Source organism: Actinopolymorpha sp. B9G3, from assembly GCF_040120725.1.
In the GTDB taxonomy this organism is placed as follows: Bacteria; Actinomycetota; Actinomycetes; order Propionibacteriales; family Actinopolymorphaceae; genus Thermasporomyces.
In genome coordinates, this window is sequence record NZ_JBEEAB010000005.1 from 186,786 (window position 1) to 211,740 (window position 24,955).

The window sequence follows — 24,955 nt, forward strand, 5'->3', positions numbered from 1 at the left end:
GTGTCACCGCGCCGACCCTGCACGAAAACCCATGCTCTCAGATGCTGGGACGGAGCGTGCAGCAGGGCCTGATGGCCGGCCTTCCCAGCGGCTCGTCAGCTCAAGGTGAACGGGCAGAACTGCTTCATCTGCGGGCCCACCCGATCCTGGACCTGCTGAAGCGCTTCCTCCGGTGTGACCTCGCCGAGCAGCACGCTGGACTGTGCGGCGCTCATCGCGTCGGAGATCTGGGCACCCACGGGCAACGCCGGCCGGTTGGTCGCGTACGGCATCATGCTCGGGAAGATTCCCTGTTCGCCGGTGACACTCTTGTCATCGATGAGCGACTTCCAGGTCGGGATCTTGCTGGCGCCCTTGGCATAGATCCGCTGACCCTCCTCGCCGGCGTAGAACTTCATGAACTTCCACGTGAGGTCGGGGTTCTGCACGTTCTTGGGCATGACGAGGGCAAAGCCGCCGGCCCAGGTCATCGGCTCGTCACCCTCTTCTGGTACCGGCATGTACGTCACCCCGTAGTCGAGGTCGGGTGCGTACTGCTTGATGCTGGCCAGGCTCCAGTTACCGTCGATCGCCATCGCCAGCCGGCCGGTGTAGAACGGCGACGTGGTCGGGTCGGCGTTCGGCGGGCGGTAGGTCGCGAGGTACGCCGACACCTTCTGGTAGTCGAACTTCTCCGCCCAGGCCTGGAACAACCCGAACGTCTTCTCCCAACCTGGCGACTGCACGGTGATCTCGCAGGAGTCGTTGTCGTACCACTTGGCATTGTTGATGAGCCCCCAGGTCGCGTGGAACGCCTGACCGTCCCACGGGATCATGCCCATCCGGGTGTAGTTGCCCTTCTCGTCGGTCTCGTTGACCTGCTCCGCGATCTCGAGGACCTCATCGATCGTGGGCGGGCCGTTCGAAGGGTCCAGCACCTCGGGATCTACGCCGGCCTCGCGGAGAGTCTCCTTGTTGTAGTAAAGGCCGCGCGCGTCGGTGTCGAAGGGCAAGGCATAGAGGTCGCCGTTGTAGGAAGCCTCGTCGATCGCGAACGGAAGGTAGTTGTCCGGGAGGTTCTCTCCGTCGGCCTCGACGAACGGCGTGAGGTTGGCGAGCAGACCGGTCGACGCCTGGTTCGCGACAGTGAACCGGTCGGTGATGAAGACGTTAGGTGGTTCGTTCGCGCGGACGGCCGCGATGAGGGCGGTGTTGTCACCGGTGAACCGACCTGCCTTCGGCACGATCTGCACGTGCACGCCGGGATTCTGTTTCTCGAACTCGGCGATGATCTCCTGTTGCGGCTTCATGTCGATCTCGCCACCGAGCGAGGTCCAGACCAGAAGCTCGTTGTCGCCGCGGTCGTTCGAACAGGCGGCGCCGGTCGCCGCGACCATGACCAGCGCGAGCGCGGCGAGCACGAGTCGGCGAGGACGGATACGGGGAGTTCTCATCTTTCGAGGGTGTCCTCTCCTATTTGAAACTGCCGAGCGTGATACCGCGGATGAAGTATTTCTGGAACGCGAAGAACAAGATGACGAGCGGGGCCACGATCATCACCGATGCCGCCATCAGCAGGTTGAACTGCACATCGTGCGTACTCCTGAACGCCTCGAGTCCGATGGCGAGGGTCTGCTTCGCCTCGTCCTGCAGATACAGCAGCGGTCCCATGAAGTCGTTCCAGGAGTCGACAGTGGCGAAGATCGCGACGGCGGCGACCGCCGGTCGCGCCATCGGGAACACCACGCGCCACAGGATCTGCCATTCGTTCGCGCCGTCGACGCGTGCGGCGTCGAGGTGTTCCCGCGGTACCTGGAGCAGGAACTGCCGCAGCAGGAAGACGAAGAACGCACTCGCGAGGAAGTGCGGGACGACGAGCGGCAGGAACGTGTTGATCCACCCCAACCAGGCGAAGAGATCGAACGTCGGGATGATCGCGATCGGGAACGGGATGAACAGCGTCGCAAGGACGATGTAGAACACCTTGTCGCGCCCGCGCCAGTCGATACACGCGAAGCCGTACGCCACGATGAGGTTCGAGACCACCGAGCCGATCACCCCGAGCACGGTGATGATGACCGAGTTGGAAAAGTACGTCGCGAACGGGATCGTCTGGAACGCCTCGACGAAGTTGCTCCACTTCCAACTGTCCGGCACGATCGTCGGCGGTGTCGTCGCGAGTTCTTCGTTCGACTTCAGTGCCGTTGCGATCATCCAGTACAACGGCAGCAGGAACAGGGCCGCCATCGCCACCAGGAAGATGCGGTTGCCTACTTTGTCCCAGGCTCTGCGCACCGCACGCGAACGCGCGGACAGCACCGGACCACTGTCGTGACGTGGGGACTCGATGCCGGTGTCGGTCTGGAGTGCCATGCTGAAGTCCTCTTCTCTCGGGCGCGCGACGAGGTGCCGAACAGGGCTGCCTGAATGACGTCAGGTGGCGACCTCGTAGTTCACGAAGCGCCTCGACACCTGGTAGACCGCCACGGCGAGCACCACCCCGGCAAGGAACAGGATGAGAGCGAGCGCACATGCATAGCCCAACTCGGCATAGCTGAAGGCGTTCTTGTAGAGGTAGTACATGTAGAACAACGTGCCGTTGCTGGGGCCACCTCGCGTCATGATGTACGCCTGGGTGAAGACCTGCAGGCCGCCACTGATTCCCGTGATGAGGTTGAACAGGATCGCCGGTGTGAGAAGCGGAATCGTGATCCGGAAGAACGACTGGAAGGCGTTGGCTCCATCGATCCGCGCGGCTTCGTACAACGTCTGCGGGATGTTGTTGAGCCCGGCGAGGAAGATGAGCGCCGCGTTTCCCGCACCCAGTTGTGCGGTGGCGACGATGACGATCTTCGCGGTCGTCGGATCGGCGAGATAGTCCGTCGGCGGTGCGCCGAACAGCCCGAAGAACTGGTTGACGATGCCCGTGCCCGGATTCACCAGCACGATGAAGATGAACGACAGCGCGAAGATCGGTGCGAGCGATGGTATGTACAACGCGGTGCGGTAGAACGCCACCTCCCGCACCGGCCGGTTCATCGCCAGGGCGAGCAGCAGGGCGACGACCAGACCGATAGGCACCGCCCAGCCGGAGTAGAAGAGCGTGTTGTAGATCGAGGTCCAGACCAGCGGATCCTGGACCAGTCGCACGTAGTTACCGACGCCGAACCACTCGGGTGCCTGCATCCCGGAGTACTTCGTCAGGCTGAGGGCGAACGAGTAGACGATCGGATACAGCACGAAGGCGAGGACACCGACGATCCACGGGCTGATGAACAGCAGGGCCTTGCGGAGGTTGGACTTCTCCCGCGGACTCCATGCGGTCCGGATCGGCGTCCCGGTGGTCGGGCGGTTCGGACTCGTCGCAACATCGGTCGTGGCAGTCAACGTCGTACCTTTCGAGCGTGCTCGTGACGGCGCGTTTCGCCGGATCCTCGTCGGACACGGGACGCTGCCTGCGCGAACCTTGTGGGCACGTTCCCAGGTGGGACTCAGCGTTGAGAATGGCCGCCGGACCGAAAGTTTTCAAGCCATTGTCGTAGCCGAAGGTGGACGTCCTTACAACGTCAGCAAGGCGTGGTGGTCGACCGCGCTCGCGGCGAGCGTGCCGGCGCCAACTCGGCGGTGTACATCGCGGCGAGGATGAGTCCGCCGCCGGCCACCATCCGCACAGTCGCGAGCTCTCCGCCGATCGCGACGGCGAAACCGGCGGCCCAGACCGGCTCCATGCACATGATGACGGCGGCCCGCGTCGCGGTGAGGTGCGCCTGCGCCCAGGTCTGGGTCACCAACGCGAACGCCCCGGCGACGAGTGCCATGTAGAGCAACGACGCCCAGTCGCCGGTCCGGTCAGGCACCGCGATGCCGCCCGGCAGCGCAGCGACACCGCACACCACCGCAATGATCGCCAGCTGGACGACCGAGAGCCCGAGCGCGTCTCGTCTGCTCGTCCAGGCGCCGACACCGACGATGTGCAGGGCGTACAACGCTGCGGACAGGAGCGTGAGCGTCTCACCGTAGCCGAACGCGAAACCGCGCAGCGCCAGGACCGCGAGCCCGACAGTGGCGAGACACACCGCCAGCCAGGCGGCCCGGCCGATCCGCTGCCGCAGCAGCACGCCGGCGAGCAGCGGTGTCATGACGACGTACATCCCGGTGACGAAGCCGCTCACCGACGCCGACGTGTGCGCGAGCCCTTCGGTCTGCAGGATCTGGGCGAAGCCGTAGACGGCGCCCAGGGCGATGCCGCGGCGGCGGGTGGGTGGGGAGAGTCGGCGGACGCTCTTGGCCGCGAGGAGCCCGAGGACGGCGGCTGCGACGGCGAACCGCACCGCGAGGAAGTCCGGCACCGGCACCCGCACGACGAGGTCCTTGATGAGGAAGAACGTCGATCCCCAGGTCGCAGTCACCGCCAGCAGGCCGAGGACGGCGAGCAGGGACCCGCGGTCCAGCCGTTCGGGTGCCGACGCCTCTCCGGCCGTGTGAGGCGTACGCAGGTCAGGGGGTGGCCCGGTCATCGGGACCGGCGTTTCCGTGCGGCGAGCCTGCGGAGCAGCGCGATGTCCTCGGCCCAGGCGTCCTTGCCGCCCGGCGTCTCCACGATGAGCGGAACGCCCTGAACGGCGGGATGGCGGAGCAACTCACCGAACGCCGCCTTGCCGATGTGGCCCTGACCGATCCGTTCGTGCCGGTCGCGGAAGCTGCCGCACGGGTCCTTGGAGTCGTTCGCGTGCACCAGCTCCAGGCGTACCGGTGCGATCGTCTCCACCAGCGTGTCGAGCGTGCGCGTCATGCCTCGCCGCCGGTCGAGCGGTGCGCCCGCGGCGAAGACATGACAGGTGTCGAGACAGATGCCGAGCCTCGGATGGCGTTCGAGAGCGTCCAGATAGGCGGGCAACTGGTCGACGCCGGCGCACAGCGACTGTCCCTGTCCGGCGGTCGGTTCCAACAGCAGCGTGGGCCCGTCGTCCGGGAGCTTGTCCAGCAGCGGCAGCAGCCCCTCCCGCACCTGCCGCATCGCCTGGTCGAAGCCGCCCTGCGCGACGCATGAACCGGTGTGGACGACGACGCCCCGCGCGCCGATACGGTGCCCGCGGGCGAGGTTGTGGGCGATCGAGTCCAGCGACCGCCGCACGGTCGTGGCTGTGGGCGAGCCGAGGTTGACGAGGTACGGCGTGTGGACGTACGCCGGAAACCCTGCCTCCGCGCACTGGTCCCGGAACGCATGGTCCTGCGCCGGGTCGCCGTGTGCGAGGGCCCACCCGCGCGGGTTGCCGACGAAGACCTGGAGCGCCGAGGCGCCGATCCCGCTGGCCACCCGGAACGCGCCCTTCACGAGTCCGCCCGAGACCGGTACGTGAGAACCGATGGGGCGTAGAGGCAGGCTCACACCTTCTCGAGGATGATCGTGGACCCCACCCGCGTCGGCTGTCCGGCCGGCGGGTTCTGGCTCGCGATGACGTTCATGCCGAGGTAGAGCGAGGACTGGCGTACCTCGACCTCGAAGCCCGCATCGGTCAAGGCCTTCGTCGCCTCCTCCTCGCCCATGCGTACGACGTCTGGCACGGGGATGAACTCCGGGCCCTTGGACACGACGAGATTCACCGTGTCGCCGCGATGGCCCTGACCCGGCTGCGGGTCCTGGCTGATGACCGCGTTCGGTGGCACAGTGTCGGAGAATGCGTCGGATCTCGCCACTGTCAGCCCGAGCCCTTCCAGCGTGGTCGTGGCCTGGGTGATCTCGAGCCCGACGACGGACGGAATGGACAACGGCTCCGGGCCCCTGCTGACCACCAGCGTCACCGGCGCGTCGCGGCGAAGTGGCGTGTCCGGGGTGGGCGAGGTACGGATGACCCGGCCGGCCTCGACGTCGGAGTTGTACTCCTGCTGGATCGGAGCGACTGCGAGGTTGGCGCCCGTGACGACCCTCCGGGCCCGACGTTCGGTCATGCCGATGACGGTGGGAACGAGATGACGCTCCGGTCCGCGGGATACCCAGACCTCGACAGTGCCGCCACGGAACATGCGTTCGCCGCGGGTGGGGATGGAACGGATGACGCGATCCTTGGGTACCTGCTCGTGGAAGACGAGCCTTGGTACGAACACCACGCCGGAGCGCTCACCTAGCTGCGGGAGGGCGGCCCTGCTCGTGCCGATCACCTCGGGTACGCGGGTGAACGGACCCACCGCGGCCAGCCAGCAGACGCTGCCGGCCACGACGAACAGAGCCAGGACGAACGCGCCGATGACCCAGAGGCGTCGCCACCAGGGCGGCGGTGGCCGACCCTCGTAGTCCTCGTCGTCGTAGGAAGGTTGCCGGACCCCGACGACGCCTGGGGCACCACTCGGGGTGAACGGACCAAGCCGCCCCCCCTGACGATGCGCCCCGGCCGGCATCGGCTCCATGGGCGCCACCAACGTGTGCTCGGCCCGCGGCGGTTGCGACGGCTGGCCCTGCCGTTGGGCCATCCCGAGATCCTGGGTGAGCTGCGCGTCGTCGACCCCCTGCCCGAGCGCGCTGCGCGCCCGCCGGACCAACTGCAGAAACGCCCGCGCGTCGGCGGGACGCTGATTGGGGTCGCGCGCGGTCGCGCGCAGGACCAGACCGTCGACGTACGCCGGAATCCCGGGCACGGCCTGCGACGGCGGTGGGACGTCATCGTTGACGTGTTTGTACGCCACCTGGATGGGCGAGTCGCCGTCGTGCGGCTTGGCCCCCACGAGCATCTCGTAGAGCATGATGCCGGCCGCGTAGACGTCGCCACGCGCGGTTGCCGCGCCGTGGGTGAGCTGCTCGGGCGCGAGGTAGGAGACGGTGCCGATGAGCAGCCCCTGCGTCGCCGTGCTCGTCGCCTGCGAGACCGCGCGCGCCAGGCCGAAGTCGGCGACCTTGACCGAACCGTCGTCGCCGAGCAGGACGTTCTCCGGCTTCACGTCCCGATGGATCAAATCCGCCTCGTGTGCCGTCGCGAGCGCCTGCAGGATCAGGTCGAGGAACGTCAGCGCTTCCCGAGGATCAAGGCGACCCCTGCTGGACAGCTCGTGGCGCAACGTCCGGCCGGGTACGTACTCCATCGTGAGGTAGGGCGTGCCGTCGTCCTCGCCCTGGTCGAACATCGCCACGACGTGGGGGTGGGACAGCCGGGCCGCAGAACGCGCTTCGCGGTGGAAGCGGCGGACGAAGTCGGCATCGTCGGCCAGGCCGGCGTGGAGCATCTTGAGCGCGACCGTGCGGTGCAGCCGGGTGTCGACGGCTTCGTAGACCATCGCCATGCCGCCGCGCGCGATGCGGCGCCCCACCCGGTACCTGCCGTCGAGCAGGCGACCGACCATGGGGTCACTGACGCTTACGTCCACGCGAGGGCCTCGCTGACAAATCGGTTCGGACGTCACGAGTGTAGGGACACCGTGCCAACCCGCCCAGCAGGCCGCGCCGCTCGTCGTCGAGCGGTGTCACTCTCCGTGCTCCGGCCGGGGCGGATGGTGAGTCACGCGGTGGCGGCCAGGATTCCCATGTGCCCGGTCACGTGGAACGCTCCGGTGCGCTCGATCTCGGCGCGGATCCGGCACTCGGCGGCTCCACGGTAGTCCTCCCACGACACCGACGGCGGCAGGTGACGGGCGAGGTCACGCGTGCTGTCGACGTAGGCGAGCACCGGAGCGACCTCGGGGACGACGAGTCGGTAGCGGCGCTCCTGCACCTCGCACGTCCCGAACACCTGGCGGACGAGCTCGATGCCGACGTCGAGGGAGAACCGGCGGTCGTCGAAGGAGTAGGCCGGCGGGTCGACGATGCCCAGATCACGCAGGCTCGCCTGCCACAGCCCACCCATCTCGGCTTTGTCGTCGTGGGCGTTCGTACTCGCGACAAGCCGGCCACCCGGCCGGAGTACGCGGCGCAACTCAGCCAGCGCGGCACGCGGATCCGTCGCGTAGTACAGCATGTGCATCGCCAGGGCCCCGCCCGCGCTGCCGTCGCTGAACGGCAGCCGGTCGACCTCGCCGACGACCTCCGGCCGCATGCCCACAGACAGGTCGACCGGAACCACACGGAGGTCCGGCCTGGTCGCCCGGAGGCGCGAGGTGTAGGCACCAGTGCCCCAACCGACGTCCAGCACCGGACCGCCGACGTCGCCCAGCCGCGCAAGGGCGAGCCCCACCAGATCGAGGTGCGGCCGCTGCCAGTCGTAGATCGAGACCCGGGCAGCCAGCCTGGAGTCATCGGCGTACGCCTCGCCGATGAGGACATCGTGCGAAGGAGTGTTGGAGACGGTGGCACCGCCCGAGCCGGACACCGCGTGATCGGTTGTCATGGGAGGCCACCATAGGCTGCGAACGATGGAACGTGTCGTTGTCGCCGGTGCGGGACTCGCGGGCCTGCAGGCCGTCATTGCCCTGCGCGGCCAGGGGTACTCGGGTGAGCTGGTCCTGGTCGGAGCCGAGCCACATCCGCCGTACAACCGGCCGCCCCTGTCCAAGGCCGTCCTGCTCGGCGACGCCGACGACCCGACGCTGCCGTTCGACGCGGCCGCGTTGAAGGTCGACGTCCGCCTCGACACGACAGCGACCGACCTGCGCGAAGGAGAGCTCGACACCGACGCTGGGACCCTTGCCTACGACGGACTCGTCATCGCGACCGGAGCCGAACCGTTCCGGCTCCCCGGCGACGGCGCGATCTACCTCCGTACCCGCGACGACGCCGTCGCGCTGCGGTCCCGACTGCAGGCCGGTGAGCGGGTGATCGTCGTCGGCGCGGGATGGATCGGTGCCGAGGTGGCGACGGCCGCCGCTCGGCACGGCTGCCGAGTCACCGTGCTCGAGCAGGCCGCGACCCCGGTCACGCACGCGCTGCCCGCCGAGGTCGGACGGCACTTCGCGCCGTGGTACGCCGCCGCCGGCGTCGAGTTGCTCTGCGGCCAGCGCGTGGCGGCCGTACGTCCTGACGGCGTGGACCTCGCCGACGGACGCCGGCTCTCCGCCTCCCTCGTCGTCGTCGGTGTGGGTGTCCGGCCGGCAACCTCCTGGCTCGAGGGCTCCGGACTCGCGCTAGACCACGGCGTCGCCGTGGGACCGGACCTTCTCACCAGCTGGCCCGCAGTCGTGGCGGCTGGCGACGTGACAGCCCGCTGGTCGCCCCGCTACGCCACTCGGATCCGCGGCGAACACTGGGACGACGCGCTGCGGGCACCGGCCGTTGCCGCCGCCACCCTCCTGGGCCGGGACGAGACCTATGACCCGGTGCCGTACGTCTGGAGCGAGCAGTTCGGCCGCTTTGTCCAGTACGCCGGACATCCCGCGGCGAGCGATCGGATCGTGTGGCGCGGGGACCCCGACCGCGACCCGTCCTGGTCGGCGTTCTGGCTCACCGGAGACGACCGCCTCACCGCGCTGATCGCCGTCGGCCGGCCCCGTGACCTGGTGCAGGGGCGGCGCCTCGCCGGCAGGGGCGTCCGGGTAGATGCCGAACTCCTCACAGACCCGGCGGTTAGCGTCCAGGCAACGGTGGCAGGCTTGGCAGGGTGAGCAGGAACGAGTCGACCACGAGTGCCGCCACCAACGACCTCGACCACCTCGTCCCCGCCTGGCTGAACCTCCCCGAGGTGGCCGAGCGGCTCGGTGTGGGCGTCAACCGCGTACGCCAGCTCCTGCGCGACAGGGAGCTGATCGCCCTGCCGCACGGGGAGCGGGGAGTGCTCCACGTCCCGGCCGACTTCCTGGCCGGTGACCGGGTGGTCAAAGGCCTGGCGGGGACACTCACGGTCCTCCATGACGCCGGCTATGACGAGGTGGAAGCCGTCCGATGGCTCCACACGCCCGATGACGGCCTCGATGGCACACCGATCGCGGCGCTGGCTGACAACCGCGGTCGGCAGGTACGCCGGCAGGCCCAGGCGCTCGGCTTCTGACCACACGCCGGCACTGGCGCCGTCACTTCACTGGCGCCGTCAGCTCACCGGCCGTTTCGACACGGAACTTTTCACACCGGCCTGCGTGGACGCGGAGCCGGGGAACGGGCGCGGGGGAGCTGCCCGGAAGGAGTGGGCGATGCCTGAGCTGGACAAGTTGCTCGCTGGGGAACAGGCCCCCGGCGTCTACCAGTGGCGGTCCGCACCGAGCGAGGCGAAGGTGAAAGCGGCCGCCGAGCAGGCTGGCTGGCGCTTCGTCGAGTTCGACACGACTACCGTGGTCGACAAGGCGGGACTCCTCGACACCGTTGCCGCGACGTTCGGGTTCCCGACGTACTTCGGGCGCAACTTCGACGCGTTCGCCGACTGCCTGAGCGAGGTGCGCGACGACGCGGGGATCCTTGTGCTGTGGGAGGGATGGGCGGGTCTCGCCGAGCTCAACCCGCAGACCGCCCGCATGGCGCTCGACGTGTTCTCCGATCGCGCCAGGGAGAAGCAGTGGGGCCCCTTCGCCGTCCTGCTCGCCGGCACGGGACCCGAACTCGACGTCCCCACGTTCGACTAGGGGGTGTCCCGTGGATCAGGGTCGGATAGCGAGCGGCGTATCCGCGCCCGGCTGGCAAGGCCGAGGAGGAGTCAAGAGCGGTGTCCTCTTGGCGACGACGAGAACGCAGCCAGGCGGGATGCGGGACGTCGCGAGCCCGGCCAAGATCCAGGGGAAACCCCCTAGCCCTGAGGACGCACCGGGCGGTGCTAGCCGGAGCGCTGCGTCGCCAGCCGGGCGAGCTCACCGAGGGCCGAGCGCGCGTCCTCGGTCGCGACCGGGGCCTTCGCGAGCGCGGTCGACGCGGCGTCGGTGAGCTCGGCGATGAGCCGCTCCACCGTGGCGAGCGCACCGGTGGCCACGATCACGTCCCGCAGCTCGGCCACCCCACCGGAGTCGAGGTCCCGGTCGCCGAAGCACGTGCGGAACCGCTCGGCCTGTGCTGGTGTCGCGGCCTCGAGCGTCTTGGCGACGAGGACCGTGCGCTTGCCTTCCCGCAGGTCGTCGCCCGCGGGCTTACCGGTCACCTGGGGATCGCCGAAGATGCCGAGTACGTCGTCTCGGAGTTGGAACGCCTCACCGAGCGGAATGCCGTACGCCGAGTACGCGGCCAGCAACTGGGGCGACGCACCGGCGAGGACCCCGCCGAGATGGAGCGGCCGTTCGACGGTGTACTTCGCGCTCTTGTACCTCACCACCCGCATCGCCGCCGGAACTGACGACGTTCCCGCCGCCTGGTTCACCAGGTCGAGATACTGACCGGCCATCACTTCCGTACGCATCAGGTCGAAGTACCTGAAGGCCGCCAGCAGCCGGTCGTTGGGCAGGCCGCAGCCGCGCAGCATCTCGTCTGACCAGCACAGGCACAGGTCGCCCAGGAGCAGGGCGGCACCGATACCGAACGGCTCCGCCGGACCGTCCCAGCGCCTGGTCGCGTGCAGGCTCGCGAACTGCCTGTGCACCGACGGCCTTCCGCGCCGGGTGTCGGAGGCGTCCATCACGTCGTCATGCACGATCGCCGCGGTCTGGAGGAGTTCGAGCGCGGCCGAGGCGGTCACGATCCGCGGATCGTCCGCCTCGCCGCCGGCACCACGCCAGCCCCAGGAGCAGAACGCCGGCCGCAGTCGCTTGCCGCCCGCGACGAACGAACGGACCACGTCCAGTTGGACGTCGAGCTCGGGGTCGATCGCCCGCAGCTCGGCGGCCCGCTCGTCGAGGAACCGGTCGAGGGCGGCGTCGACCCGCTGCCGCAGGCCCGGAAGATCGAGAACGTGGCCGGCATCGGCCCGCCGGTGCCCGGGCGCTGTTTCGCCCGCGGCAGCTGCCTCTGCGCCGGCCGGTGCGGGCGGCGGCCAGGGCACGTGCGTCGTGTTCGGCACGTCCGCCAGCCTAGACGGCACGGACCCGCCGGCCAGTAACCTGGGCGCATGGCTCTAGGACTGCACTCGACGAGACCTGCCACCACCACGATCCGCGACCTGCTCGCTCGCGGTGACCGTTCGTATTCGTTCGAGTTCTTTCCACCGAAGAACGATCAGGGTGAACAACAACTCTGGCGGGCGTTGCGTGAGCTGGAGACGCTCGCGCCGACGTTCGTCTCGGTGACCTACGGTGCCGGCGGCTCCACCCGGGACCGCACCGTGCGGATCACCGGGCAGATCGCCGCCGAGACGACTCTCACCCCCGTCGCCCATCTCACGTGTGTCGGACATTCCCGGGCCGAGCTGCGGTCGGTGATCGGCGCGTACGCCGATGCGGGCATCGGCAACGTGCTGGCTCTGCGGGGGGATCCCGAAGGCGGAGCCGGCCAGCCGTGGACACCACACCCTGAGGGCCTCGACCACGCCGACGAACTGGTCGAGCTGCTCTGCCAGCTGGGCGAGTTCTGTGTGGGTGTCGCGGCGTTTCCCGAGGGCCACCCGGAAGCGGTCAGCCTCGACGCCGACGCCGAGTTCCTTGCCCGCAAGGCGGCGGCTGGCGCCGACTTCGCGGTCACCCAGTTTTTCTTCAACGCCGACGACTACCTCGCCCTGGTGGACCGGGCGAGCCGGTACGGCTGCGACATCCCGATCATTCCGGGAATCATGCCGGTGACGAACGTGCGCCAGATCCAGCGGTTCGCGACACTGTCGGGCGCGGAGTTCCCCGGCTGGCTCGCCGACCGGTTGCTGGCGGTGGAGGACGACCCGGCCGCCGTACGCGCGATCGGCGTGGAGGTCGCCACCGACCTGTGCCTGAAGCTGCTCGCCGGCGGCGCCCCGGGCCTGCACTTCTACACGCTCAACCGGTCGACCGCCACCCGGGAGATCTACTCGAACGTCGCTCAGGCCGGCGTTCGCCACTGACGGTCCGGCGCGTTCGCGCGGCGCCTCACGCGCGGCCGATCTCCGTGGCGACCGCCGCGGCTCCCAACAACACCTCGGGCACACCAGGACCCGGATGCGCCGTGGCGCCGACCATGAACAGCCCGCGCACAGCCGTGTGGTTGCGGGCGACGCCGAGGCCCCGGACGGCCCCCCGCCACGCCGGTCCGTAGCTCGTCGCGTCGCCGTCGACGCGGGCGACGACCCGGTCGCGGATGTCCCACCCGCGCCGGGCCAGGAGCTCCAGCGGATCCGCGGTGGTCCCGGTTCCCCCGTTGCGGTGCACGATGATGCTCACGGCGCGATGGCCCGCCGGGGCGAGGCTCGGGTCGTCGGGTGCGCGCACCACCACCGTCGGTGACTCACGGGCGTCGTCTCCGTGGAAGACGGTCTCGTGCGGGAGGTCGTCCGCTGCGTCGGCCAGACCGACGTGGACGAGTGGGGGAGGCGACGCGTCCCGCAGCGTCCGGGCGGAGCGGCGCATGGCCCGCGGCGGCCGGGCCAGGAGGCCGCGGGCAACGGTGCGTACGTCGACGCCGGACACGACGACATCAGCCGCCAGGCGCTCCCCGCCACGCAGCTCCACACCAGTGACGGCACCGTCGCCCCGGATCGCCACCGCCTCGGCCTCGAGACGTACGGTCACGGCACGTTCGTCGAGCCGCTGGCCCAGGGCGTCGACAAGTGCGCCGAACCCGCCCGCGCAGGTCCAGATGCCGAACGTCCGTTCGACGTACGCCCGCACCGCCGTGAAGCTTGGCGCGTCCGCGGGGCCGGAACCCGTCGCGAGCACCGGATACTCGAGCAGCTTCCTGGCACGGACGTCGGTCAGTCGGCGCCGGGCAAAGGCCCGCAACGACCGGCCGCGAACGAGGACCCGCACCCCAGTGGGGCCGAGGCTTCCTACGCCGGAGAACGGAACCTCGAGCACCCGGGTCCGCAGCAACTCCCAGGTCGGGGCGAGTTCGTCGACGACCGCCTCCCAGGCCGCACCCGTGGTGGAGCCGAGCGCTGCCTCGACCGCGCGTCGTTGGCCGGATCTGCTGCCCACTGGAAGGTCAAGGGCGGTGCCGTCGGAGAAGACGTGCCGGCGCGGCGTGGGTAGCGGCGCGAGTTCGAGGACCCGCTCCAGCGGTCGGCCCGACTTGCGGAACAGGTCACGCAACGTGGCTGGCAGTGTCACCGCGGCTGGTCCAGCATCCCAGCGGAACCGGCCGACTGCGGGGTCGTCGCATTCGGCCGTACGCACGACCCCGCCGAGGTGGGAGGAACGCTCCAGCAGGGTGACGGCGTGTCCCAGCTTGGCGAGGCGCGCGGCTGCCGCCAGGCCGCCCAGCCCGCCTCCGATCACCACGACCCGAGCCACAGACGTCGGAGCGTAGTCGTTCGCGGACGCCCGGCGTGTCGGGGGTGCCCAGGGATTCCCCTGGGGAACTACCTAGGAACGAATGAGTACCTCGCCGGATAGTCGCGAAACCTTCCAGTCGCGAGGATTTCGGACATGGAACGACCACGGCCCGTGGCAACGCGCGGCGGACAAGGACAGCCCTAGTCAGGCGGCGCGACGACACCTCGGCGGCCGAGGTTGCGAGCGGTGGAGCGGTTGGGCCCCCACGGGGGTGGGGCCCAGCCGCTTCGCCATGTCTGGGGTGTGCGGCGCCGCGCGGGCCGCCCCGCCCGGGAGACAGCCCGCGCGGACTCTGTGGGGCCGACGGCCGATCACCTGCTGCCCGACACCACCGGCGCGTCGTGCCCGCAGCGCCAGGCCCTGGGGGTGAGCGTGCAGCCCCGACGCCGTACGCCAGCGCCTCGTCGACGCCGAGATCCCGTGCCGGCGGCAGGACGCTCGACGACGCCGGAGTTGTAGCCGGTTCACCGCTGGAGTGGGGGCCCACGGACCGGGGGAGACCGCGTCCGGCCGCGGTTCATGATCAACAGGTAGGTAACGGGGAAACATGGCCCGCGATCGCCAGGTTTCCGCCTCTTGATCATGAACCTGGATCTCGGGACGGTTGGCCGCCAGCCGCCAGCCGCCAGCCGCCAGCCGGCGGTCGCCAGCCGCCAGCCGACGGTCGGCGGTCGGCGGTCGGCGGTCGACGGTCGACGGTCGACGGTTGACTGTCGGCGGTTGTCGGTGGTCCCTGCGAGACTCCGGGCCGTGATCGCAACAGGGCAGCGTGCGCAGTCCTCAGACCGCGGCGACGGGCTCTTGACCTGGTTGTCGCGCCGGGCTACATTTGCCATTGTTCGAACATGCGTTCGATCTCGTCCGTCGGGGAGTCGGGTCCCCGGCGGGCGAACTGCCCGGTGCGACAGCTCGACCCTGTCGCGGCGGGCGCCAGTTGGGTCCGGGCGAGGTGCGCAGGGCAGGGGAAGTGCCTCGCCCGGCGGCTGGTGCGACGAGCTCGAAGCCGAGGTTGTCGCCGGGCGCGTGCCGACTGCGTTGCGTCGGTGCCGTCCGGCTTTCGTGAAAGGAGTCCCGCATGCGGACGCACGCGACACCTGAGTTTCAGGCACCGCTCGGACCGGGCGTCTTCGTCGCGCTGGAGCGTGCCCGGGCCTCCCTCGCCGAGGCGGAGTTGGCCGCGACGCCTGCAGAGCGCTACGTCGCCGCGCACATCGCAGCGCTGCGCACCGCCGCCGCGGTCCTGGCCGGACGGTCCAGGCCAAGCGGCCGGCGCGGGCAGCGCGATGCCTGGACGATGCTCGCCCGCGTCACGCCGGAGCTGGGCGAGTGGGCGGCCTTCTTCGCGGCCGGCGCGGGTAAGCGGGCGGCCGCCGAGGCCGGTCTGCGTCAGGCGGTGACCGACCGGGAGGCGGCCGATCTCGTCCGCGATGCCGAACGCTTTCTGGCAGACGTCGAACGGCTGCTCGAACTCCCGCATCAACCGCCCCTGCCGAGGGACGGAGACCTCCTCGACGAGCCGGGCGAGGTGAGCCGCGCCGCCGTGCCGCAGCCGCGGGCTCGCGACACGGCCGCCTGACCTCTGGGCGCCTGGACAAATAGGCTGGTAGCAGTTGTCCATGCGAACGAGGAGGCACAGTCCCGTGCCCGAGTGCGGCCGGTCCGCTGATGGCTCTGACCCCCGCGCACAACGTGGAGAGGCGGCCAGCGGCGCGGGCCATCGTCGTGCCGTCCGCAGCGAGGTGGTTTGGCGCCTGGTTCGCACGATCCTGGCCGAGCAGTCCGCCGTAGCAGGGCACGCCCAGCTCGACGTCGTCGACGCTGGTGGTGGCACTGGTCACCTCGCCGTTCCGCTCGCCGAGCTCGGACACCGGGTCACCGTCGTCGATCCCAGTCCTGACTCGCTCGCTGCGCTGAAGCGGCGGGCCGACGAGGCAGCGGTCACCGGTTCCGTCCAGGCTGTGCAGGGCGATGTCACGGACCTGCCGGAGCTTGTCGGCGCGGCGGGCGCCGACCTCGTGCTGTGCCACAGCGTCCTCGAGGTCGTCGATGACCCGGGCGCTGCCCTCGAGTCGATGGCGGCTGTCCTGCGCCCGGGCGCCGCCCTCAGTCTGGTGGCCGCGAACCGGTACGCCGTCGTCCTGGCCAAGGTCATTGGCGGGCACTTGTCCGACGCCCGCGCCGTCCTGGCGGAGCCGGCCGAAGGGTGGCAGCCGGAGGGGCCGACGCCGCGCAGGTTCACCGCCACCCAACTCCGCCGGGCGGTCGGGAACGTCGGGCTTGTCGTCCTTGCCGAGCACGGTGTGCGGGTATTCGCCGATCTGGCCCCAGCGACCCTCGCCGACGAGCCGTCGGCCGCCGCGGCACTGCTCGAACTGGAGGCAGCTGCCGCGGAACACCCGACGTTCCGTGCCATCGCGACCCAGATCCACCTGCTTGCTCGGCGAGTGTGATCAACCGCTGATCGTCAGGTACCGTGTGACCCGCGAGCGACCATCCGGGCCTGGCTCCATATGCGTGACATATGCGGAACAGTGCGCCGGTAACCGTCGAACGTGAGAGGTCGGCTACCGTGCTGGTCCAAGCCTGCTTAGACTGCATCTAGGCCCCGAAGATCGAACACAGCAAAGCTCGAAACACGGCAGTGTCCCGTTGGAGGTCAGGTGCCTCTCTCCGACCACGAGCAGCGGTTGCTCGAGCAGATGGAGCGGGCCCTTGCTGCCGAGGACCCTAAGCTCGCCTCGGCGCTGCGAGGGGTCGATCTACGCACCCGACAACGCCGCCGCGCAGCACTCGGTGCGGTGGTGTTTGTTGTCGGCATGGTGCTGATGCTCGGCGGCGCGATCATGATGACGACCGGGCGCAGTGTCGCCGCCTACATCGTGGTCAGCGTGCTCGGCTTCCTTGTCATGCTGGTGTCGGCCTACTACGTCGCGACCAGTGTGCGGCACATGCCCGCGGCCGGCGAGATGTCCAAGGTCGTCCCCATTCGCGGGCGCGGCGGCCGGCGACCCAAGGCCAAGGCGAAGGCGAAGGCCAGTGGGACGTTCATGCAACGCATGGAGGAACGCTGGAGACGACGCCGCGAGTCCGGCTTCTGACCGACTCGCTCCTCTGAGCTGGCTCTCAGGTCCGGCACTTGGCGGAGAATCCGCGTCTTGCCGCTGTTTCCAGGGCGGCACCCTTTCAGGGCGGCACCCTTGAGGGCGGCAACTGCTTCCACGGTAGGGCTGCCACACTCAGTGCGCGGCGGGTGTCCTCCGGCGGCGCCAGGGCAGCTGGAGCACCTGCCTGACCGAGCGTGCGCCCGCGGTGTCCATCCGGTCGAGCAGCCCGAACACCGGACGCCACAGCCGAGGTAGCTGGCGGCCCAGCGACGGGGGCAGCAGCACGGCCCGCGCCTGCTGAGCGCGTGAGCCGGTAGACCGCAACGCCTGCGTCACCGCCTTGAGCGGTTCTGTGACGTCGCCCGCCGAGCCGGGATCGGGGGCGTACCGACTCCGCTCCACGGCCTCGACGACCTCCTGCAGGCTTGCAACAGCGTCCTGGGGCACCTTGGGCCGCAGCCGGGCGCCGGTGGCCCGCGGGGTCGCGGCATCGTCCCAGGTCAGCCCGGCGTCGATACTCGAGTCGGCAAGTTCCCGCCAGGCCCCCTCGACCAGTCGGCCCGGCGGCTGGCGTGGCGACAACCTGACCTGCCTGATCGCCGTGCGGACGAGGAACGGCACCGCCGCGACCAACAGGACGCACGCGAGGATCAGGAACGGAACCGGACTGATGCCCGGGTCGGCAGGTGTCTGCGGAGCGCCCCGGAGCGGGTCGTCCTCACCTGGCAGCGGCGCGGGACTGGCACTGCTGGTGGTGTCCTGGCTGGGGTCGTCCGGGTCGACTGTCGTCTCGGGGGTCGGAGCCGACGGGGTGTCCGAGTCCGGGACGGTCCACGACGGGGCGAGCCCGGTCTGAGCCTGCGGTGTCGGCTCGAACCGCACCCACCCATAGCCGGTGAAGTACAGCTCCGGCCAGGCATGCGAGTCGTGCGCGGTCACCAGCCAGCGGTTGTCCGGCTGCCGGGTCCCGGCCATGTAGCCCACACCGACCCGCGCGGGGATGCCGAGCGAGCGGGCCATGATCGCCATCGTCGCCGCGAACTGCTCGCAGTAGCCGCGCTTGTCGGCGAGGAACTCCAGCATCGCTGGTTCGCCGTGCCCTGACTCGACGTTGATGTCGTAGGAGAAATCGGTACGGAACCAGCTCTGCAGCGCGATCGCCTTGTCGTAGTTGGTCTTCGCATCGCCCACCTGGCGAAGGGCAATGTTCTTGACCTGTTCGGGAAGCGGCGGCAGCTCGGTGTAGCGGCTGAACACCGCCTCCGGCGCGAGACCTGCGGCATCGAGCTCGCCTGGTTTGAGTCCGAGCTTGAGCGTGCTCACGTCATACATCAGACCGGCCGAGCTCTTCCCTCGGCTCACGATGTCGAGCGTGTCGGGGTCGTAGCCCCACTCGCCAGGAGCCTTGAGCGTGGTCGCGGGATACGGGGACGGCAGCCAGCGGGACTCGAGCGCATCGGTGACCTGGAACGTCGTACGCACGTTGGTCCGGGGGACCGACTGGCTGAGGCCCGGAGGGTCGGGCAGCCGACTGGACTCGCCCGGTTCGTTCTCGATGTTCCGGACACTGCGCTGGGACGGACGCCACCGCTCGCCGTCGAACTCGTCGAGCGTGACGAGCTTGATGTAGTCGGGTGTGTCCGTCGTGGTGCGGTAGGTGAGGACGGGGACGTTCTGGGGGAGCCTCAGGTCGCGCCGGAGGTCGACGATCGGGTTGTCGACCTTGATGGTCTGGCCGCTCGTGCCGAAGCCGCCGCCTTCCCCCTGGCCGAAGATCCCTTCCGGAAGTGCCGGCATCAGGGCGGGTACCACGACGGCGAGCCCGATGACCATCGCGCCGACGCGGCGGCCGGTCTGGCCGAACAGCGACGCCTGCACGTTGTCCTGCGGCCCGGCCACGTCGTCGGCGATCCCGATCACCCGGCCCCATCGACTCAGGCGTTCGCGGCTCTCACTGACGAGGAGGATGACGTAGCCGATCGCCGCCGGAATGAACGCCAGCGCCGAGATGCCGCCTGAGACGGTGGTGGCCGGAATGCTGTAGAGCAGCAGCAGCGGAAGTCCCGCCCAGGGTGCCAGACGGAACGTGGCGCACATGGTGTCGACGGAAATGGCGACGAGGCCGATGCCCAGGGCCGTCACCATGGCGAGATCATGGTCATAGGGCACGGGCGCGGCGTACCGGACGACGACGAGCAGCCCTTCGTTGATGCGTTCGGTCAGAGCTTCGACCGAGCCCCCGCTCGGCAGGAAGCCGAACCGGAGATCCTCGTGCGCATAGACCAGGATGAACGCCCAACCGAGCGCCGCCAGCTGGCCGAGCGGGACGAGCAGGTGGGGGGTGCCGAGTTGGCGAAGGCCGAAGCCGGTGGCCCCGACGAAGAGCAGGACGAGCACCGCGGACCCGAGCCATTCCTGACCTTGGTAGGCCGGAAGCAGGGCCAGACAGGCGAGGAACGTGGCGGCCACTCCCGCGATGGTGTTTCGCAGTGCTTCGTTCACGTCGCCGGTCCTCCCACCATGTCGCTCCGCGGGGATGTGGGCCCGTCGGCCGTGGGCACCGCACCCGTGAGGGGAGGGGCGGAGCCGTCCGTCGGCACGCCGACGGTCGGGTAGCCCACCGGTCTGGTGGTGCCGCTGGCCGGAGCGGAGGAGGACCCGCCCTGCCCGTACCCTTCGCCGACGACGAGCTGGGTCCAGACGTGCGGCACCGGGTCACCCGAACGCGCGACGACGGTCCGCCAGCCACCGCCGCGCAGGATCCGCAACGCTTCGGAGAGCTGCTCGGCGACCGCCGCGGGTGAGCGCTCCTTGGACATGGCCCAGCTCGGCGCGTCGACGACGATGGCCAACCCGGACGCCGAACGCTGCCGGATACGGACCATGGCCTCGGCCTCGGGCGGTGTGATGACGCCCAGGACGGCGATGAGCAGGCCGTACGAATTGTCGTGGGGAAGGCTCAGCGAACCGTGGGTGAGCTGGCCGATCGACGACGGGCCGACCACGGCCAGCGCGTCGAGCAGGTGCCCCTCGGCCTCTGCGGACGGACCGGACTCCCGGGCGGCCGTGGCGACGGAGGCGCCGGCGTCGGTCGCGAGCCGCAGGGAGTACCCCCGCCGCAGCAGGTGGGCGCCGATCGACGCCGCGGCGCTGACCGACCACTCGAACGAGGACGCCGGTCCGCTGCCCCGGTGACCGATGCGGCGGGTGTCGAGGATGACCGTGGCGCGACTCTGCCACGGCTGGTCCTCGCGCCGGACCATGAGCTCACCGCGACGGGCGCTCGACCGCCAGTGCACCCGACGCAGGTCGTCGCCGTCACGGTATTCGCGGACGGTGACGTCTTCTTCGCCGTCGGCCGCCGCGGCGCGGGGGCGGCTCTCGCCGTTGGTCGCCCACTCACCGCCGATCCGCGCCGAGACGAGCGGATGGACCTCCGGTGTCACGAGCAGCGTGTCCTGTGCCTTGAACGAACGGGTGAGCTCGACCAGGCCGAACGGATCGGTCACCCGCAGCGTCAGGGGGCCGAGCGTGAAGCGCCCCCGGACGTCGGAACGCACGGAGTAGCCGACGTCGCGGCGCCACCGGGCGGACATCCGGTCGAGGACGAACCGGGGCCGCGCACCGAGGACGTATGGCACGTGGTCCTCGAGCAGCAGCAGCCCGGTGGGCATCCGGCCGACGTTCTCCAGCCGCAGCCGGACGTGACTGGCTTGGCCGACCGGAACACGCACCGGTTGGATCGTGCGGCTGGCCGCGATCCGGTAGCGGGTCCGCGCGACGACGAGGACGGTCACGATCGGAAGCGCGACCAGGAAGATCGCGACCCTGAGCAGGTCCTTCTGGCCGAGGGCGAGAGCACAGACGGCGGCGGCGACTCCTGCGGCGACGAACGCACGGCCGCGGGTGGTGAGGGAGGAGAACCGGCCGCCCATCGGGCTCACCGGGCGCGGCGCTGGGGGTCGGGTACCGGCACGGTACGGACGAGGTCGGAGACGACCTGTTCTGCCGTACGACGCGCGATCTGGGCCTCGGCGGCAGGCAGCAGCCGGTGGGCCAGGACGGGGATGGCGAGAGTCTGGATATCGTCCGGCAGGACGTACTCGCGGTCGTCGAGCGCGGCCGCGGCCCGGGCCGCCCGGATCAGGTGCAGCGTCGCGCGCGGCGACGCGCCGAGTCGGAGATCAGGGGAGTGCCGGGTGGCGGTCACGAGGGCGATGGCGTACTGCTTCACTGCCTCAGCGACGTAGACGCCCTGCACGATGTCGATGAGCTTGGCGATCTCGCGGGCGTCGGTGACGGGTTCGAGATCGTCGAGCGGCGAGTTGGCGCCGTGGGCGTCGAGCATCTCCAACTCCGCCTGCGCGCTCGGGTATCCCATCGAGACCCGGGCCATGAACCTGTCCCGCTGTGCCTCCGGCAGGGGATAGGTGCCTTCCATCTCGATCGGGTTCTGGGTCGCGATGACCATGAACGGCAGTTCGAGGTGGTACGTCGTGCCGTCGACGGTGACCTGGGCCTCTTCCATGCACTCGAGCAGGGCCGACTGCGTCTTGGGCGAGGCACGGTTGATCTCGTCGCCGACCACGATGTTGGCGAAGATGCCACCCGGCCGGAACTCGAAGTCGTGGTTCTCCTGGTTGTAGACCGACACGCCCGTGACGTCGCTCGGCAACAGGTCGGGGGTGAACTGGATCCGCCGGACGCTGCAGTCGATCGAGCGCGCGAGCGCCTTCGACAGCATCGTCTTTCCGACGCCAGGGACGTCTTCGATGAGCAGATGACCTTCGGCGAGCAGGACCGTGAGCGCGACCTTGACGACGTCTGGTTTGCCCTCGATCACGCTTTCGACGGCTTCCCTCACCCGGCTGGCGGTCTGGGCGAGATAGGGAAAGTCGGCCGCGGGGGCCCAGCGTCTTTCGGTCGGTCGCTTCGTCGGCTCAATGATCGGGCCGGTCGACACCATGGCCTCCCTTAACCGGCAGTGCCGCGACAAACGGCTATTGGTCCGAGTCTCTCAGGTTCGAGCGGTCTGCGGGGCGGTGGTTCGCCGAGTTGTCGCCAACCGTGACCGCGCGTCCGCCCGCGTGAACGTCCGGCCCCGGTCTATCCAGAGCACTGCATAAAGGCCCGCGCCCAACCTGCGCCGGATTCGTGCTGTCTGGCGCGACTGTGCCGGCTTGACCTCTTCGTTCGAACCGTACGTCTTCGATCTCGGTTTGTGTTCATCAGGGGGCCACATTCGGCACGGGAGGTTTCTCCTGTCCCAGTGGACACGTCCGGTCGGACCAAGTTGTTCACCGCCGGTTGATTGTTCCGGCACGCCGGCCGGCGTGCCCCTCCATCGCCCTCCCTTTCGCACCACCCCTTCTGACCTGCGCCTTCACGACGCAAACAGTGGCGCGACCGGTGCGGCACGCGTCAAGGATGATTGACGGTGGAGGGAAGTGGGGTAAAGTGGCGGCCAGTGGTGGAGAGCGGCACCTGGTGAGCATCTGGGGGAGGTGGCGGCCACGTTTCTCGGCACCCACACCCCTCGGCTCGACGAGAAGGGCCGGCTTTTCCTCCCAGCAAAATTCCGGGAAGAGCTGGCGGAGGGGCTTGTGGTCACTCGTGGGCAGGAACGTTGCCTCTACGTCTGGCCGACCCCGGAGTTCGCCCGGTTGACCGACCAGATGCGGCAGGCACCAGTCACCAACAAGGCCGCACGCGACTACCTGCGGATGTTGTTCGCCGGTGCATCGGATGAGAAGCCCGACAAGCAGGGGCGGGTCACCATCCCGCCGATGCTTCGCGAGTACGCCGGACTGACCCGCGAGTGTGTGGTCATCGGCGCCATGAACCGGGTGGAGATCTGGGATGCCGAGGCATGGGCGCGCTACTCCACCGAGCAGGAACAGACCTTCTCCGACCTGAGTGAGGAGGTGCTCCCGGGGATTCTCTGAGCCGGCGCACGAGCGTCACCAGCCGGCGACACCTGAGACCCACCACTAACGACATTCGCAGATACGAGACCCACCGGTTACTCGTGCGGCGAGGTCTCCAGCCCGCTCCCTGCGCATTCTGACGCACCTTCCCCGGCGCCAGACGGCGGCTTCCCCGGGCGAGCGGGCGGGGACCTGGCCGCACGGCCATCGAAAGTGCAACACAAGGGGGCGACGTGAACCCATCCGGTCACGCGCGACGCGAGCGAGCCGACACCGTCGTAGGCCTCGCGGACATGGCGACACTGCCAGACCTTCACCGGTCTGCCGACGACGTCTCCGTCCGCGCCGCCGTCCGGGCACGTGCCACGGTGATCGCGTTCTCCCTCGGGGCGTCCATCGCGACGACTGCCGTACTCGCCACCATGCTGGGCCTTGCCCGTTGAGGTGGCGGACCAGATGAACGCATGCGCCGACCATCCCGTCCACGTGCCCGTCCTGGCCGACCGCGTGGTTGAGCTGCTCGCGCCGGTCCTTGGCCGGCCGGGTGGCGGCGTTGTCGTCGACACGACACTCGGCCTCGGTGGACACGCGGAGCTACTGCTGCGGGAGTTTCCTGACGCGCGCCTCATCGGACTCGACCGTGACCCGCATGCTCTCGACGCGGCGAGGGAGCGGCTGGACGAGTTCGGTGAGCGCTCCACTTTGCTCCACGCGGTCTACGACGAGATTCCCGACGTGCTCGACCAACTCGGCCTCACCGAGGTCGACGCCGTGCTCTTCGACCTCGGTGTGTCCTCGCTCCAGCTCGACGACCCGAGCCGTGGCTTCGCCTACAGCCGCGACGTCACCCTCGACATGCGGATGGACCCCACCAGGGGCATCACCGCGGCCGAGGTTCTCAACACCTACTCGGTAACCGACCTCACCAGGATCCTGCGCGACTACGGCGAGGAACGGTTCGCCCGGCGGATCGCCGAGCGGATCGTGCGCGAGCGAGCCGATACACCCTTCACGACCAGTGCCCGACTCGTCGACCTCATCCGGGGGGCAATCCCGGCCGCGAAACGTCAGGTCGGAGGCCACCCGGCCAAGCGCACCTTCCAGGCGCTGCGGATCGAGGTCAACGGCGAGCTCGCGGTGCTCCAGCGTGCCCTGCCGGCGGCGGTCGACGCGGTGGCGGTGGGCGGGCGGGTGGTGGTCCTTGCGTACCACTCGCTCGAGGACCGGCTGGTCAAGCAGACGTTCGCCGCGCTCGCCCGGCCGGACGTACCTGACGGGTTCCCGGTTGTGCCACCCGGACACGAGGCCGTTCTCCGGCTCCTGACCCGCGGCGCCGACAAGGCGTCGGACGAGGAGATCACTGCCAATCCGCGCGCCACCTCCGCACGGTTACGCGCGGTCGAACGCATCCGGGCAGGGCGGAAGTCGAGCGACAGAGGGGGCACGGCATGAGCGCGAGGAGCCCCCACGGAGGTACGGCGAGGTACGAGGTGTGCCGGAGTGGGGCACCGCAGTGGTCATGCGAAAAGGGGAACGGCATGAGCGCGAGGAGCCCCCACGCAGGTACGGCGAGGTACGAGGTGTGCCGGAGTGAGGCACCGCAGTGGTCATGCGAAAAGGGGAACGGCATGAGCGCGAGGAGCCCCCACGCAGGTACGGCGAGGTACGAGGTGTGCCGGAGTGAGGCACCGCAGCGGTCATGCGAAAAGGGGAACGGCATGAGCG

Annotated in this window: 22 protein-coding genes; 10 read left to right on the top strand and 12 right to left on the bottom strand. The window is 69.5% G+C overall.

From position 1 onward, the window contains the following. Nucleotides 1–95 precede the first annotated feature (95 nt). From ABNF93_RS11480 to ABNF93_RS11510, 7 genes are all read right to left on the bottom strand, one after another. Complete coding sequence (locus ABNF93_RS11480) at nt 96–1,433, bottom strand: ABC transporter substrate-binding protein (protein WP_349327929.1); 1,338 nt, start codon at nt 1,431–1,433, stop codon at nt 96–98. Nucleotides 1,434–1,452: 19 nt separating this feature from the next. Beyond that, entirely contained in the window at nt 1,453–2,352 is a 900-nt protein-coding gene (locus tag ABNF93_RS11485) for a carbohydrate ABC transporter permease (RefSeq protein ID WP_349327930.1), read from the bottom strand. Between the two features lie 60 nt (nt 2,353–2,412). Then, the gene (locus tag ABNF93_RS11490) at nt 2,413–3,366 is read right to left on the bottom strand and encodes a carbohydrate ABC transporter permease (RefSeq protein ID WP_349327931.1); all 954 of its coding nucleotides are present in this window, start codon (nt 3,364–3,366) and stop codon (nt 2,413–2,415) included. Between the two features lie 179 nt (nt 3,367–3,545). Next, nucleotides 3,546–4,496 carry a DMT family transporter gene (locus ABNF93_RS11495; protein ID WP_349327932.1) on the bottom strand — a complete coding sequence of 317 codons (951 nt, stop codon included), beginning with the start codon at nt 4,494–4,496 and terminating at the stop codon, nt 3,546–3,548. Then, nucleotides 4,493–5,368 carry a deoxyribonuclease IV gene (locus ABNF93_RS11500; RefSeq protein WP_349327933.1) on the bottom strand — a complete coding sequence of 292 codons (876 nt, stop codon included), beginning with the start codon at nt 5,366–5,368 and terminating at the stop codon, nt 4,493–4,495. The genes ABNF93_RS11495 and ABNF93_RS11500 overlap by 4 nt, the downstream gene beginning before the upstream one ends. Further along, nucleotides 5,365–7,335, bottom strand: coding sequence for a Stk1 family PASTA domain-containing Ser/Thr kinase (gene pknB / locus ABNF93_RS11505; RefSeq protein WP_349327934.1), 1,971 nt, complete (start codon nt 7,333–7,335; stop codon nt 5,365–5,367). Before pknB ends, ABNF93_RS11500 begins: the two co-directional genes overlap by 4 nt. 131 nt (nt 7,336–7,466) lie before the next feature. After that, nucleotides 7,467–8,291, bottom strand: coding sequence for a class I SAM-dependent methyltransferase (locus ABNF93_RS11510; protein WP_349327935.1), 825 nt, complete (start codon nt 8,289–8,291; stop codon nt 7,467–7,469). A 25-nt stretch (nt 8,292–8,316) separates the two neighbouring features. On the opposite strand from ABNF93_RS11510, the gene ABNF93_RS11515 reads away from it, so the two are divergent. The 3 genes from ABNF93_RS11515 to ABNF93_RS11525 all read left to right on the top strand — a co-directional run bounded on the left by ABNF93_RS11515 (nt 8,317) and on the right by ABNF93_RS11525 (nt 10,449). Beyond that, nucleotides 8,317–9,501: an NAD(P)/FAD-dependent oxidoreductase gene (locus ABNF93_RS11515; RefSeq protein ID WP_349327936.1), complete on the top strand. Its 1,185-nt coding sequence runs from the start codon at nt 8,317–8,319 to the stop codon at nt 9,499–9,501. Next, the gene (locus tag ABNF93_RS11520) at nt 9,498–9,884 is read left to right on the top strand and encodes an Rv2175c family DNA-binding protein (protein WP_349327937.1); all 387 of its coding nucleotides are present in this window, start codon (nt 9,498–9,500) and stop codon (nt 9,882–9,884) included. Before ABNF93_RS11515 ends, ABNF93_RS11520 begins: the two co-directional genes overlap by 4 nt. Nucleotides 9,885–10,023: 139 nt before the next feature. Continuing rightward, a complete protein-coding gene (locus tag ABNF93_RS11525) occupies nt 10,024–10,449 on the top strand; it encodes a barstar family protein (protein WP_349327938.1) in 426 nt (141 codons plus the stop codon). Nucleotides 10,450–10,637: 188 nt separating this feature from the next. Here the strand turns inward: ABNF93_RS11525 and ABNF93_RS11530 are convergent, their stop codons facing one another. After that, nucleotides 10,638–11,807, bottom strand: a complete 1,170-nt coding sequence (locus ABNF93_RS11530; protein ID WP_349327939.1) for a polyprenyl synthetase family protein — start codon at nt 11,805–11,807, stop codon at nt 10,638–10,640. A 48-nt stretch (nt 11,808–11,855) separates the two neighbouring features. Here ABNF93_RS11530 and metF point away from each other — a divergent pair, with 48 nt between their 5' ends. Then, a complete protein-coding gene (metF, locus tag ABNF93_RS11535; protein WP_349327940.1) occupies nt 11,856–12,773 on the top strand; it encodes a methylenetetrahydrofolate reductase [NAD(P)H] in 918 nt (305 codons plus the stop codon). A 25-nt stretch (nt 12,774–12,798) separates the two neighbouring features. Here the strand turns inward: metF and ABNF93_RS11540 are convergent, their stop codons facing one another. Beyond that, complete coding sequence (locus ABNF93_RS11540) at nt 12,799–14,157, bottom strand: phytoene desaturase family protein (protein ID WP_349327941.1); 1,359 nt, start codon at nt 14,155–14,157, stop codon at nt 12,799–12,801. Between the two features lie 1,117 nt (nt 14,158–15,274). Here ABNF93_RS11540 and ABNF93_RS11545 point away from each other — a divergent pair. From ABNF93_RS11545 to ABNF93_RS11555, 3 genes are all read left to right on the top strand, one after another. Next, on the top strand, nt 15,275–15,775 hold the full coding sequence (locus tag ABNF93_RS11545) for an SAV_6107 family HEPN domain-containing protein (protein WP_349327942.1): 501 nt from the start codon (nt 15,275–15,277) through the stop codon (nt 15,773–15,775). A gap of 64 nt (nt 15,776–15,839) precedes the next feature. Beyond that, nucleotides 15,840–16,649, top strand: coding sequence for a methyltransferase domain-containing protein (locus tag ABNF93_RS11550; protein ID WP_349327943.1), 810 nt, complete (start codon nt 15,840–15,842; stop codon nt 16,647–16,649). A 210-nt stretch (nt 16,650–16,859) separates the two neighbouring features. After that, nucleotides 16,860–17,297 (top strand): SCO2097 family morphological protein, encoded by a 438-nt coding sequence (locus tag ABNF93_RS11555; RefSeq protein WP_349327944.1) that lies wholly within the window; start codon nt 16,860–16,862, stop codon nt 17,295–17,297. Between the two features lie 138 nt (nt 17,298–17,435). Here the strand turns inward: ABNF93_RS11555 and ABNF93_RS11560 are convergent, their stop codons facing one another. Genes ABNF93_RS11560 through ABNF93_RS11570 form a run of 3 tightly spaced genes read right to left on the bottom strand, consistent with a single transcriptional unit; the run spans nt 17,436 to nt 22,269 of the window. Beyond that, entirely contained in the window at nt 17,436–19,805 is a 2,370-nt protein-coding gene (locus ABNF93_RS11560) for a transglutaminase TgpA family protein (RefSeq protein ID WP_349327945.1), read from the bottom strand. Beyond that, on the bottom strand, nt 19,802–21,238 hold the full coding sequence (locus ABNF93_RS11565) for a DUF58 domain-containing protein (RefSeq protein ID WP_349327946.1): 1,437 nt from the start codon (nt 21,236–21,238) through the stop codon (nt 19,802–19,804). The genes ABNF93_RS11560 and ABNF93_RS11565 overlap by 4 nt, the downstream gene beginning before the upstream one ends. Before the next feature lie 5 nt (nt 21,239–21,243). After that, a complete protein-coding gene (locus tag ABNF93_RS11570) occupies nt 21,244–22,269 on the bottom strand; it encodes an AAA family ATPase (RefSeq protein WP_349327947.1) in 1,026 nt (341 codons plus the stop codon). Nucleotides 22,270–22,807: 538 nt separating this feature from the next. Between ABNF93_RS11570 and mraZ the strand changes: the two genes are divergently transcribed. From mraZ to rsmH, 3 genes are all read left to right on the top strand, one after another. Continuing rightward, nucleotides 22,808–23,248: a division/cell wall cluster transcriptional repressor MraZ gene (mraZ, locus tag ABNF93_RS11575; RefSeq protein WP_349327948.1), complete on the top strand. Its 441-nt coding sequence runs from the start codon at nt 22,808–22,810 to the stop codon at nt 23,246–23,248. A gap of 215 nt (nt 23,249–23,463) precedes the next feature. Beyond that, nucleotides 23,464–23,673 carry a hypothetical protein gene (locus ABNF93_RS11580; RefSeq protein ID WP_349327949.1) on the top strand — a complete coding sequence of 70 codons (210 nt, stop codon included), beginning with the start codon at nt 23,464–23,466 and terminating at the stop codon, nt 23,671–23,673. 13 nt (nt 23,674–23,686) lie between these two features. Next, nucleotides 23,687–24,682 (top strand): 16S rRNA (cytosine(1402)-N(4))-methyltransferase RsmH, encoded by a 996-nt coding sequence (gene rsmH, locus ABNF93_RS11585; RefSeq protein WP_349327950.1) that lies wholly within the window; start codon nt 23,687–23,689, stop codon nt 24,680–24,682. The last annotated feature ends 273 nt before the right edge of the window (nt 24,683–24,955 follow it).

Coding starts and splice junctions, on each gene's coding strand:
- ABNF93_RS11480 (WP_349327929.1), bottom strand. CDS start 1,433: ATGAGAACTCCCCGTATCCGTCCTCGCCGACTCGTGCTCGCCGCGCTC.
- ABNF93_RS11485 (WP_349327930.1), bottom strand. CDS start 2,352: ATGGCACTCCAGACCGACACCGGCATCGAGTCCCCACGTCACGACAGT.
- ABNF93_RS11495 (WP_349327932.1), bottom strand. CDS start 4,496: ATGACCGGGCCACCCCCTGACCTGCGTACGCCTCACACGGCCGGAGAG.
- ABNF93_RS11510 (WP_349327935.1), bottom strand. CDS start 8,291: ATGACAACCGATCACGCGGTGTCCGGCTCGGGCGGTGCCACCGTCTCC.
- ABNF93_RS11515 (WP_349327936.1), top strand. CDS start 8,317: ATGGAACGTGTCGTTGTCGCCGGTGCGGGACTCGCGGGCCTGCAGGCC.
- ABNF93_RS11525 (WP_349327938.1), top strand. CDS start 10,024: ATGCCTGAGCTGGACAAGTTGCTCGCTGGGGAACAGGCCCCCGGCGTC.
- metF (WP_349327940.1), top strand. CDS start 11,856: ATGGCTCTAGGACTGCACTCGACGAGACCTGCCACCACCACGATCCGC.
- ABNF93_RS11545 (WP_349327942.1), top strand. CDS start 15,275: ATGCGGACGCACGCGACACCTGAGTTTCAGGCACCGCTCGGACCGGGC.
- ABNF93_RS11565 (WP_349327946.1), bottom strand. CDS start 21,238: ATGGGCGGCCGGTTCTCCTCCCTCACCACCCGCGGCCGTGCGTTCGTC.
- ABNF93_RS11570 (WP_349327947.1), bottom strand. CDS start 22,269: ATGGTGTCGACCGGCCCGATCATTGAGCCGACGAAGCGACCGACCGAA.
- rsmH (WP_349327950.1), top strand. CDS start 23,687: ATGAACGCATGCGCCGACCATCCCGTCCACGTGCCCGTCCTGGCCGAC.